Source organism: Agrobacterium cavarae (genome assembly GCF_004310285.1).
GTDB lineage: Bacteria > Pseudomonadota > Alphaproteobacteria > Rhizobiales > Rhizobiaceae > Agrobacterium > Agrobacterium cavarae.
This window is the reverse complement of the sequence record NZ_SISF01000029.1, coordinates 286730-299441: the sequence shown is the minus strand read 5'-3', so window position 1 is coordinate 299441 and position 12712 is coordinate 286730. Positions and strand designations below refer to the sequence as shown.

General features: G+C 58.3%; 8 protein-coding genes. All 8 read left to right on the top strand.

What is annotated here, in order from left to right; genetic code table 11:
* Positions 1-1758 (top strand): type VI secretion system baseplate subunit TssF (gene tssF / locus EYC79_RS11425; RefSeq protein WP_130978094.1); only part of this gene is annotated, 1758 nt, incomplete at its 5' end.
* A gap of 8 nt (positions 1759-1766) precedes the next feature.
* Positions 1767-2786, top strand: a complete 1020-nt coding sequence (gene tssG, locus EYC79_RS11420; RefSeq protein ID WP_130978054.1) for a type VI secretion system baseplate subunit TssG — start codon at positions 1767-1769, stop codon at positions 2784-2786.
* The gene (locus tag EYC79_RS11415) at positions 2783-3979 is read left to right on the top strand and encodes an FHA domain-containing protein (RefSeq protein ID WP_130978053.1); all 1197 of its coding nucleotides are present in this window, start codon (positions 2783-2785) and stop codon (positions 3977-3979) included. Before tssG ends, EYC79_RS11415 begins: the two co-directional genes overlap by 4 nt.
* Positions 3969-5309 carry a type VI secretion system baseplate subunit TssK gene (gene tssK / locus EYC79_RS11410; protein WP_112360829.1) on the top strand — a complete coding sequence of 447 codons (1341 nt, stop codon included), beginning with the start codon at positions 3969-3971 and terminating at the stop codon, positions 5307-5309. The genes EYC79_RS11415 and tssK overlap by 11 nt, the downstream gene beginning before the upstream one ends.
* A complete protein-coding gene (tssL, locus tag EYC79_RS11405) occupies positions 5306-6817 on the top strand; it encodes a type VI secretion system protein TssL, long form (protein WP_113260311.1) in 1512 nt (503 codons plus the stop codon). Before tssK ends, tssL begins: the two co-directional genes overlap by 4 nt.
* Positions 6814-10296: a type VI secretion system membrane subunit TssM gene (tssM, locus tag EYC79_RS11400; RefSeq protein ID WP_130978052.1), complete on the top strand. Its 3483-nt coding sequence runs from the start codon at positions 6814-6816 to the stop codon at positions 10294-10296. The genes tssL and tssM overlap by 4 nt, the downstream gene beginning before the upstream one ends.
* 80 nt (positions 10297-10376) lie before the next feature.
* Positions 10377-11798 (top strand): type VI secretion system-associated protein TagF, encoded by a 1422-nt coding sequence (gene tagF, locus EYC79_RS11395; RefSeq protein WP_130978051.1) that lies wholly within the window; start codon positions 10377-10379, stop codon positions 11796-11798.
* The gene (locus EYC79_RS11390; RefSeq protein ID WP_130978050.1) at positions 11773-12681 is read left to right on the top strand and encodes a protein kinase domain-containing protein; all 909 of its coding nucleotides are present in this window, start codon (positions 11773-11775) and stop codon (positions 12679-12681) included. Before tagF ends, EYC79_RS11390 begins: the two co-directional genes overlap by 26 nt.
* Positions 12682-12712: the final 31 nt, after the last annotated feature.

Here is a 12712-nt window from a genome sequence, read left to right as displayed (position 1 = left end):
AATGATGAGCTTTATGCGCTGAGAAAGCGAGCATCACGCTTTGCGGCGGCCTTTCCCAAAATCGCCGGACGGCTGCGCATGACGGGAGATGTCGCCGACGATCCCCATGTCGAGCGCTTGATCCAAAGCTTTGCCTATTCCGCCGCGCGCGTGCGCCAAAAGCTGGATGATGAATTTCCTGAGCTTTCCGACAGTCTGCTCGAAACGCTTTACCCCCATTATTTGGCGCCGCTGCCGTCCATAAGCGTCGTGCAGTTTGAGCCAGGCGCTACACTTGCGACGGTTCAGAGGCTCGCGCGCCATAGTGAGATTCTGGCAGAGCCCATTAATGGCGAAAGCTGCCGCTTCCGCACCACGCAGGATGTTGAAATCACGCCTCTTGCCATCTCTGGAGCAACGCTTTCCGGCCAACCTATCGATGCGCCGTTTTCAACCGCGTCGGCAGGTGCAGCGAGCTGCTTGCGGATCTCACTGCGTACCACCTCTCCGAGGCCCTCTACATTTCAGGAAATGGGGCTCGCGAAGCTACAACTGTTCATTTCCTCGGCCTGGCAACAAGCGACAGCGCTCTATGAATTGCTCGCCAATAATTGCGTCGGAATGGCGCTGGCACGCCATGCGGATGATCCGCAGGCGGTTTTCCTTCCTGCGAACAATCTAAAACCTTCCGGCTTTGCGCGCGACCAAGCCATGCTGCCCTATCCCCCAAACAGCTTTGATGGTTACCGTCTCCTTACGGAATTCTTTGCGCTACCGCAAAAGTTCCTGTTCATCGACATTGACGGGCTCGACCGCTGGCCCGGTGGCGACTGCGAGCTCTACATCTATTTGAACACCGCAGATGCTAGGCTTGAACGCATGGTCTCAGCCAAGGATCTGGTGTTGAACGCATCGCCAGTCATCAATCTCTTTCAGCAAAGCTGCGAGCCTTTGAACCTAGACGGGACGAGGACGGAGTATCGGCTCTTGCCGGACGCGCGCCGTCAGCGCACGCGCGAAATCTACTCGGTCGAGAATGTCCAACTCACAACCCGCGACGGGCAGGTCGAGAAGACATCACCGTTCTTTGGCCGCACGCAGAAAAGCAACGGTTCGAATGTCTTCTGGCAAACCTACCGCCGCTTCGATGAGGATGATGCTTCTTCCGACACCGATATTGCCTTTGTCGACGAGAAGCGCGGACCGCTGGGGCCGATCGATATTGTCGCCAGTGTCGATACGCTGTGCATCAACCGCGAACTGCCGAGCCAGTTGCCCTTCGGCGGCGGACACCCCTACTTGCAACTCTCTGCCGGTAACGAGGCAGTTCAGTCTATCCACGCGCTGATGCCGCCTACACCCGCCATTCGCATGAACGAGCGGACTGCTCGCGAATGGCGCCTGATCTCGCACCTGCTGCTGAACCATCTCTCTCTGTTCGACAATGGTGGCGCGCCGCTAAAAGACATTCTGTCGCTCTATGCTTTTCGGGATTCGCCCGAAACGCGTCAGCTGGTCGATTCAATTTCCAACGTCGAGGCGCAAAATTCCCATGCGCGACTTGGTTCCGCTATGGTGCCCGGAACGGATGTGACGGTAGAGTTCGATCCATCGCTGATCGACAGGGCAGCAGCCTATGTCTTTGCCAATGTTCTCAACCATTTCTTTGGTCTCTATACCTCCATCAACAGCTTTACGCGCCTGACCGTGACCATGCGTGGCCATTCCGAGCCGATTGCCCGATGGCCTGCGCGCGCGGCAGATCGCCCGCTGCTTTAGGAGAGCCCATGCAAACCCAAGCAGAAAGCCTCAAGCAAAAACAGGAAACGCTCCTCAGCCGCGATCCCGGTCGTTTCGATCCACCGACGGCGTTTCGTGTGGCACAGCACATCGCCGACGCCGAGAAACTGACTGTCGGCGCGCACGGCGGGACGAGCCCTATCACGGCTTTCGTCGGTGGCTTCCGCAAAAAGGGTGCGGATGCGGACCTGCGCTCCGCACTTGCTCCTATCGTCGGACCGCTCGGCTCATTGCCTCCCGCCTATAATGAACTCCTTCAGCGAGAAGAGCGCAATCGCTCCAAGGCGCTTGCCAGCTTCTTCAACCTATTTGCTACCCGTTTCAGTGAACTCTTTGTTTCTGCGACGGAAAAATACCGGCTGGCACGCGGACTTCGCTGGTCGGACAATCACAAAGCAAGTGCATTTCGCAGGACGCTACTGTCCCTGACGGGCTTCGGCACAATGGGTACCGCACAAAAAGCCGGCGTGAAGCAGGATGTGTTGCTTCGCTTCAGCGGCCTGCTTGCTAACCGCACCAGAAATGCAACGGGGCTGACCTCGATACTTTGTGAGTTCACGGGGCTACCTGTTAAGGTCAAACAGTTCCGGCGCCGGTGGGTATCGATCCCAAGCCATGAGCAGAGCCAGTTGGGCCAGCACGGCGGGCTCCTTTTGGGGCAGAACACGACAGCCGGAAGCAGTATTGAGGATTTCGCCGGCGGTTTCCGGATCGTCATCGGGCCGGTCGGCTACGCCGATTATCTGGCGCTTTCGCCCGGCTCCCACCGTCTCTCGGAAATCTTCGCGTTGACGCGGCTTTTCACCGGCAGCGCACTCGAATTCGATGTGCAGGTGATCCTGAGAAAAGAAGATATCCCCTTCTGTCAGCTCGGCCAGTCAGATACGCCCGCACGGCTTGGCTGGAATAGCTGGGCGCGCATAGCACCTGCGGACAAAGACAGCGCGGATGCGATCGTGACCGAACGCGAGGGTATTGCGCTCGATCGTTTGGGGGCTAAAGCATGAAACTGGTGCTGAAGGAAAAGCAACCGGATGGCCGCTTCCAGCCGTCGCGCTGGAGTTTCGAACACGGCAAGCGCATGCTCGGCCGATCCAACGACTGCGACTGGCAAATCGTTGATGGCGAACGGCGCGTCTCCAAGCTTCACTGCACCCTGATCCGCGAGGGGCAGCGCTTCTCCATCATCGATCAGAGCGCGAATGGCACAATGGTCGATGGTCGATTGCTGCTCGAAGGCCAATCGGCGCCCTTAAATAACGGCTCGCGGATCGATATCGGCAGCCAAACCTTCGAAGTCGCCATTATGGGCGAACCGGACATGGATTTCGGCGATCCTGACCAGGCGTTGAGGGTCAGCGACGAACAATTGACGATCTCCGCCATTCTTTCCGATATCGCGCCGGCGGGGCGCTCGGCCAGCGGAGTGCTTGGTAACGCTATCGCCAATGACGACTGGCAGGATGACATCAATTACAATGTCCCCAAAAAGGGGAAATCGATCTCCCGCAATGTGGAGATCGGCTGGAGCGGGCCGCCCTCGTCTACGGGCATTGGAGCCATCCTGCCGGACGATTGGAATGAAGCGCCGGCGGAAAGCAGCAGGCACGAGCATACGGATGCTCTGAACACTCCGGTCAAGGTCTCACGGCCCGTCACCCCAACGCGTGACGACTTCGACACCATTTTTACCGAGCCTGATCAGGTGCTCGGTGCCGAACCCGTGGAATCCGTTGCCTTACCGTCAGACAGCGGTCTCACTGAACTCATCTCACAACTGGAGAAGGCGTGTGCAGACAGCCTCGCAGCCCTCGGCATTGAGGATGAGCTGGATGGCCATGTGGAACATACCAGTGTGGCTGCACGGCTCGAGACACTGGTGCGACAACAGAGACTTCTTTCAATCTCACTCGACAATCTGATGCGCGTCTCCACGCAAAGGCTGGAACCGAGATTGTTGGAGGCGAAAGCCGATCTCGGCAACGATCTACGCTCGAAGATCGAGCGCAAAGACTGGCGAGGCATACTTTCCGGACCAGACTATTGGGCCTTCTACAAAAAGCAATTCGAAGAAAACGGACGCCAGTTGTCGGTCCGGCAATTCCTACAGCGCGCCGCGCTTGGAGAGGCCATGGAGCTGGACGATACGAAGAGCAAAAAATCACAGTATCAGGGGGTGAGCAAGCAAGATGAGGCATGAGAACCGCGTTGCCTGGAGCGAAGGAATGTTCCTTCGCGTTCAACACTTCCAGCAGTCCGATCGCTGGACCGAGCGATTGGTGCGCAACACGACGCGCAACCTTTCAGCCTATCCCTGGGGCGTCGCGGAAGTCGGCGTGGACCGCAGCGCGCTTGCGATCGGCCAGTTCGCGCTTTCGAATATTCGAGGGATACTACCTGACGGCACACCATTCGAAGCTCCGGGAGATACCGACCTTCCTCCTCCCCTGGAATTGGACGAGACGGTCAAGAACGCCACCCTCTATCTGGCGCTTCCGGCCCGCCGACCCGGTAAGGCCGATATGTCGTCGATTCCGAGGCCGGAGACCAACAGTGTTCGTTTCGTCGCCTCGAGCTACGAGGCGACGGACGCCAATGTGGATACCGATTTCGTCGCGCCGATCGATGTCGGTCGCCTCAGCCTGAAATTCCTGAAGACCGGCGACGATGTCTCCGGCTATGATTTGATAGGACTGGCGCGCGTCATCGAAGTGCGATCCGATCGTGCCGTCATTCTTGATCCAGATTTTATCCCGCCTAGCCTCAATTGCGCAGCGTCATCCCGCCTGAATGAGTTGATGACGGAGCTTCTCGGCATCGTTCGCCATCGCGCCCAGGCAATCTCCGAACGCATCGGCGACCCAACGATCCGTGGCACGGCGGAAGTCGGCGATTACTTTCTACTGCAAATCCTAAATCGCGCCGATCCGCTGCTGGCCCATCTTGCGGCTAACGCCACGCGTATGCATCCGATCCGCTTCTACGAAGAGTGCCTCCAGCTCGCCGGCGAGCTTGCCACCTTCACGACGGAGAAGAAGCGTGCCACGGATTTTCTGCCCTACCGCCATGACGATCTGAAAGCCAGTTTTGCCGCTGTCTTCGATGACCTGCGAGCATCGCTCTCTGCGGTACTCGAACAGGCCGCCGTCGCAATCGAGCTCGTCGAGCGTCGCCATGGCGTACGGGTCGGAACGATCCACGACCGCGGGCTTCTCCGCGATGCAGGCTTCGTGCTTGCGGTGCGGGCCGACATGCCAGCCGAAGACATTCGCCGCCGGCTGCCAGCGCAGATCAAGGTCGGGCCGGTCGAGCGGATCTCGGAGCTGGTCAATGTTGCGCTGCCCGGTATTCCGGTGCGCTCGCTGCCGGTCCTGCCACGCCAGCTCCCTTATCGCTCCGGTACCATCTATTTCGAAATCGATACCAAGGCACCCTTGTGGAAACAACTCGAGACATCCGGCGCAATCGCTCTGCATCTGGCAGGCGATTTCCCCGGACTTGAGATGGAAATGTGGGCGTTACGCGAATGAGTGACCAAAAGTCCTCCTCATGGCAGGATCTGCCAACGGTGGTGGAAATTACCGAGGAAAGCCGTCTACGCAACCAGAATTCCCGCAATATGGCGGCGTTGCTTGACGACATCATCGAGCCCACCGACCCGGTCGAGCGACCGCACGGCGAAAAGGGCGCATTGCCGATCGATTCTCTGCTGTCGAACTTCCGTTTCGGTGGAGAGGAGGTGCCGACGCTGGTGCAATCTGCCGCGCCGCTGCTCAACCTTGCCCACGTGCTTCGTTTCAGCGATGTGCAGCCGGATCCGGACCATCTACGCCGCGCTTGCCTCGAAGCCATTACGCGCTATGAACGCGACCTTGCGTCCGCTCGGATCAGCCCTGAACGTGCCAGAGCCGCCCACTATGTCGTCTGCGCCACTGTGGACGACGTGATCCTCAGCAAGCCCTGGGGTGTCAGGGCTGGTTGGGCGCGCTCAGGCCTCGTCTCCACCTTCCACAACGACGTGACGGGCGGCGATCGCGTCTTCGATATTCTGGATCATTTCCATCAGTCGCCTGGCGCCAACAAGGACCTGCTGCTGCTGATCTATCTGTGCCTTTCGCTTGCATTTGAAGGACGCACCCGTGTTTCTCCCAAAGGCGCACTGGAACTCGCCCGCATCCGTGACAGTCTCTATAAGACACTGATCGGCCAATATGGCGTGTTCGAACGCGAACTTTCCCCCCACTGGCAGGGCGTGGAAGCCCGGCATACGCCCTTGAAAACCATGTCGGCGCTGTGGACCTTGCTTTCGCTTTTGGCACTCGCCTTTGCACTTGGCTATCTCTTCTTCACGCTGTCACTCAACGACGCCTCCGATGCGACATTCGAGCGCCTTGCCAAGCTACCGCCAACCCAAACACCGAGCGTGCTGATTGCAGCACCGCCTGCCCCGCCCGAACCGCCTCAGGCTAAGGAGGAAGCACCGAAGGTCGCCGAAGCACCGCCAGTGATAAAGCCGCCTGAGCCAACTCGGCTTCAAAAGCTGATGGAGTTCCTCGAGCCAGAAGTCCAGCAGAAGCTGGTGACGCTGGCCGAAGTGAACGGACGTCTGAGAGTTCGCATCAACAATTCCGGCCTTTTCGAGACGGGCAGCGCCGAGGTGAGCCCGAAGTTTCGCGATCTGATCCAGCGCATCGGCGGGGCATTGTCGGCGGAGAAATTCCGCGCCGTGGTCATCGGCTACACGGATAATGTGCCAATCAAAACCGTTCAGTTCCCGTCCAACTGGCACCTATCCGAAGCGCGCGCAAAAGCCGTCGGCGATCTTCTTGCCCAATTTACCGGCCCGGAAGCAATCCTGACTGAGGGACGCGCAGACAGCGATCCGATCGCGGACAACAATACGTCCGAGGGACGGGAGATGAACCGCCGCACTGAAATCATGGTGCTGACCAACCCAGACGAGAAACTGAGCGACGCCGGCATTCTCTCGCCAACCATCACCACCACACCGGGACAGCAGCCAGGAGCCCAGCAATGAATCCGCTGAGTTACTTTTATACAATCCGGGCTTATGTCGAAAGCTACGCCTCGCTCGTCGGGCGTCGCTTCATCTCGCTTCTGTGGGCCATCGCCCTTTGTGTCGTCATCTGGTTCTACGGCTATCTTGTTGCCTTTGGAAATTTCAAACCGTTCGGCACGACGCAGGCGCGGCTTATTGCCATCGGCGTCATTCTCCTCGTCTGGGTCGTATATATCACCATTGCCCTGTTGCGCGCCCGCAAGCAGGACAAGGAACTGATCGACAGCCTTGAGCAGGAGGCGCTGGCCAATCGCAACGCAGAAGTGGGCGAAATCCAGACGCGGCTTAAGGAAGCGCTGGCGCTTCTACGCCGCATCACCAAAAAGCGCTTCGGCTATATCTACGATCTCCCTTGGTATGTGATCTTTGGTGCTCCGGGCTCAGGCAAGACCACAGCACTGACAAATTCCGGCCTGCAATTTCCCTTGGGTGACGCAATTGGAGAAAACGCGGTCCGGGGCGTTGGCGGAACGCGAAACTGCAATTGGTGGTTCTCCGACGAAGCGATCCTGATCGACACCGCCGGTCGCTATACGACGCAGGATGATCTGGATGGGTCTTCAAAAGCCGGCTGGGAGGGGTTCCTCAATCTGCTTCGTCGCTACCGCCGTTCGCAGCCGATCAACGGCGCATTGGTGACGCTATCGATCCACGATCTTCTGACCCGCGATCCGGAAGAACAGCGGCAGGAACTTCGTTCGCTGCGCCAGCGCCTGTCCGAGCTCGACGAATATCTCCATGCGCGCGTCCCTGTTTATCTCGTGCTGACCAAGGCCGACCTTCTGGATGGTTTCGTCGAATTCTTCGATGGCTTCAACAAGACTGACCGCCAGCAGGTATGGGGCACGACCTTCAAGCTGGACGAGAGCTACACGTCCCAGTCTCTGCCCCAACGCTTCCTGGAAGAATTCGAGCTTCTTCAACAGCGTGTGGATGCCATGCTCATCGAGCGGCTGCAGCAGGAGCAGAATACAGAGATCCGCGGGCGCATCTTCCGCTTCCCGGCAGAACTTGCCAAGTTGAAGGATCGCTTGCACGAGGCATTGACTGAACTTTGTGCCAGTTCCCCCCTCATCGAGGCACCGCTTCTGCGTGGCATCTATTTTGCTTCGGGCACCCAAGAAGCGACGGACATCGCAACGACGCGGACGCGACGAAGCTACTTCCTGTCACGCCTGTTCAAGGATGTTATCTTCCCGGAAGCAGCGCTCGTCATGCGCGACAAGCGCCTGTCGGGGCGCCAGCATCTGGTTCGGCGTCTGGCCTATGGTGCAGCAGCAATTGTCGCCGCGATCGTCTTTACCGGTTGGATCAGTACCTATTACTCAAACACCCAGGCGCTTGCCGAAGCGGATCAGAAGCTCGACACCTATGAACGGCTGGTGCAGGGCATTCCCGTGCGGGATGTGTCCGACGCGGATTTTCTGCGCATCATGCCCGCTTTGGACAATCTGCGGGATGCCAGCTCTGGCTTTTCCAAGGACCGTCTGTGGAATATCAGCTTTGGCCTCGATCAGAAGGACAAGATCGCCGGACGCCAGAGGGATGCCTATCAACGCGCCCTCAACGCCCTTCTTCTGCCGCGCATGATCGTGCAATTGCAGAAGCAGTTGGAGGACGAGAAGGATGTCACGCGAACGTTCAATTCGCTGAAACTGTACGGCATGCTGGGCGGGATTGGCGGTCTGGATCGCGATTTCATGACGGTGCAGGCTGAAGACATGTTTGCTTCTCTTTATCCTGGCGACGGGAGAGCGGCAGCGCGCGCCTCCCTTAATGACCATGCCCGCGCCCTCGCCAATGGGAATCTCGCTCCCATCGAACTCGATGCCCGATTGATTGCGAAAGCACGTGAGACGATCAAGGACCAGGGCGTCAGCGCACGTGCTTACGACATCCTCGCAGGCTTGCCGCAAGCGCGGGCTCTGCCGGAGTGGACACCAGCCGCAGCTTTCGGGCCGCTCGGAGAGCGCGCCTTCGAGCGCCGCAGCAAGACACCCATGGTGGACGGCATCGAAGGTCTGTTCACGGCGGATGGCTATCGCAATGTGGTAATCCCGCAAGTAGCCTATGCCTCGCGCGTGGCGCTCTCCGAAGCCTGGGTTCGAGGCTCGGATGACGCCGTGCGTGGCGCGACTGTGGAACAGGTGGCTGAGGCCGCGTTGCAGATCTACTTCGACCGTTTTGAAAAGCGCTGGGCGGATGTGCTCTCGGACATCCGGGTGAAGCCATCGCAAACGCTGGGTGATGCCGTCGAGACCACGCGGATTTTGGCAAACGACCGGAATATCGTCGTGGAGGCAGCCAAGTCCATTGCCGATGCAACCGATCTACGGCCGAATGTCGGCGCGAACCTTACCACGCTCGCCTCCACTGCCGATGGCGACGCAACGGCGACGATCCTTTCGGCGACGGTCAATGCCGTCGATCCCTATGCACGGCTGCGCGATATGCTGGCTGAAAAATCTGCGGCCTCGGTAGCGGACGCACAGTCGGCAGAGAACAAGACAGCCGGTACTCCATCCGAACAACTTCTCGCCAATCTGAAGACACTCAACGAACAGCTGGCACGCTCTTCCACCACCTCGGACGAGGTGGCGAAGGTCTTCGATGTTGACAGTCAATTGACCAAGTCCAATCAGGACCTGCTGCAACAGGCGCGGCAACTGCCTGCCCCGCTGGACGTCTGGATCGCTGGCATTGCGGCAGATGTGGGATCACTTGCGGTGAAATCCGCACGCAGCCGCATCGCCGATCTTTGGGCTTCGGACTCTGCGTCGCTGTGCTCGTCGGTCGTTGCCGGACGATACCCATTTGACCGGGCATCCTCGAGAGATGTGGCGATGGCGGACTTTACCAGGCTTTTCGGACCGAAGGGTGTCTTCCAGACTTTCTTCAAGCAGCGGATGGAGCCCTTTGTCGACAAGACAACGACGCCGTGGAGCTGGAAGGGCACCTTTGGCTCGGCGGGGATTCCAAGTGAAGCCATCGCCCAGTTCGAAAATGCCGACAAAATTTCTCGGGCATTTTTCCCGAATGGCAGCGAGGTGCCGGTCGTTTCGATCAATGTGAAGCCGGTCTCGCTCAGCGAGCAGTCCAGTGCTGTCATGCTGGAAATTGAAGGAGAGCGGGTGGTTTACTACCACGGTCCAATCCAGGCAAAATCGATCCACTGGCCTTCTCAGGAGAATTCCGCCAACCTGTCTCGCATCGCCTTTCAGCCAGGTGGCTGGCAGCAGGCGAAGACCGAAAATGGCGATTGGTCTCCCTTTCGGCTGTTCGATGATGCGACAATCGAGGCCCAGACGGGCGACATCCTCCGGGCGCGCTTCGAAAATGACGGGCAGACCGCGGAGTTCGACATTCAGTTCGGATCTGTCCTTAACCCCTTCAGGTTGGATGCGCTGTCGCAATTTTCCTGCCCGACGCAATTTTGACCAGAGGTGAGAAGACCAATCAAGGAGAGGAACTTCATGCGCAATGACGGCAACAACCGAAGACAGATCACGCCTGGCTGATGACTAAGCCAGATCCAAAGCCGGCCGTTGCGGCGTCGGACAGCGACCGTATCGGCTTTTTCGGCAAAGTACCAAGCCACGGAGATTTCATTTCCGAGGGCCTGGACCGTGAATTCATAACAAGACTGGATGAGTGGCTAAGAGCTGGCATGCACGCATGCGCCGACCAATACGGTGCGCGTTGGTCCTCCGTTTTTTCCAACGCTGCGCCGACGCGCTTCATCTCCGAAATCGGCGTGTGGGGCGATGCCGCCTATGTCGGCGTCTTGCTGCCGAGCCGGGACCGCGTCGGTCGAAGATATCCGCTGGTAATTCTGGCGCAACTTACCAGATTTCGACTGCACCCAAGAACGCTTTATCTCGACGAAACCTGGTTCATGGCTGCAGAGGCTCTGGCTGAAACCTCGATGTCCGAGGATTTCGACATGAACCGCTTCACCACAGCGATAAAGCGGCTTCGCCTCCCCAAACCCAAGGAGGATGATGATGCTCCAGTTCCTACACACAACCGCGACAAACCGACGAGCCTCTGGTGGCAGATCGATGCGGAAACCCGCCGCCCGAAGGGCGTGAAGCTGGACGGTAGGCCCGGCACGGCAGATTTCATCAAGCTTTTCCAAGATAACAAGCTTCCGCCAGAACCTGCCCCTCGCTCCGAAAAGCAGCAGCAAGTGGGCGCGGCCAAGTCCCCGACACTTGCGCCCAAAGCGCCGGTTGCTCTCCCGCTTGCAGCGAAACCTGTTACGTCGACCTCGATCATCTACAGCTATGCGACGCATTCCGGAACGAAACTGGCGGCCAACGCGGACTCGCTCTTCGTATCCAGTGACCCTCCGCTCTTTGCCATCGCGGACGGCATAGGAGAAGGCCACGCGGCAGCCGAAGCAGCCCGGCTGACCGTAAACCTTCTTGCCGATGTGACAGCAGGCAGCGAGCATAGCGTCGATCCACAGACGATCAGAGGGAAACTCGGTACTGTCAACAGCCTCCTTCTGTCCCGACAGGTCGGCGAAGGCGCTTTGCGTCCGGGAGCAAGCGTCGTTGCGGCATCGATCTTCAATCAGACGATCACCGTCTTGTGGTCGGGCGATGCGCGAGCCTATCTTTTGAGGGATGGAACCATGCATCCGCTGACACGCGACCACGTGATTGTCGGAATGAAAAGAACTTTGGCGCAATATATCGGGCACTCGCAGCAATTCCGGCCCGACATTATTCGGGAAAACTGGGGGTGGAGCGACAGGTTGCTGCTCTGCAGTTTTCCGCTCGTCCAGCAACTGAAGGAACGCGTGGTCGCTGAACTTCTCTCCGAAACGAAGATCGAGGACTGCGCCGAAGCGCTCATACAGGAAGCGCTGATCGAGACCGCAAGAGACAATATCAGCGCCATCGTGATTGGGCACGACCGTGTGCCGAGATAGAAGCAATGATCAGGGCCTGGTAGCGCAGCGTTATGCCGATCTCTGGCGCGCCATTCAGCAGGGGAACGAAGGCCTGCGCCCATCCCAGGATGCATTGGAATTGCTCGACCAGATCCGCAACGCGCTCGACCGAAACGCATCCACGATCTACGCGCAAAACTTTGGCCGGATCGCAAACACCTTCCTTGTCGAGACGGTCACCTTCACGAGCGACCGCACAGAAGTCCTGCATTTGCGCCATATCGATCTCGGCACGTCGCACGCGCTCAAGACGCTGCGACCAACTTGTCGCGACGACATTGTTACTGCACAATCTCTGCGTCGAGAAGCAGAAACGGGACTGCGTTTCAGGCATCCCAACATCCTCGAGACATCAACCTTGTTACGTCTAGAGGACGGCAGACCGGGATTGGTGATGCCATGGCGTCCGCTCACGCTTGCTTCTCTATCACAAGAGCAACTGCTCAATGAACAAGAAGCCTCAATGATCGTGAGAAGCGTTCTCCTTGCACTCGACACGATACATCGAGAGGGGCTTGTTCACTGCGACGTGGCACCGAACAACATTTTCCTGCATGGATACGATTTCGAACAATCGCTGCTTGGAGACTTCGGCATCGCCATTCCGATAGGGTCCAGGCATCGAGATATCGGCATAAAGCGCGCGGGATCGCCAGAATTTGCAGCTCCCGAGCAGCTGCAAGGGGAGGAAGCCCATCCGTCTCACGATATCTATGCCATTGGAAAGCTGGCCGAAAAGCTCGCAAGCAAAATAAATGCGCCGAGGTCAATCTGGAGCGAATTGATAAAGCAATGCTGCCAGTTGCGTCCAGAAGACCGACCGCAAAGCGCTCGGGAGATTCTGGACATGATATCAGGCTAAAAGTCGGCGCTGTCGCCTTCCAGCTGGTTAG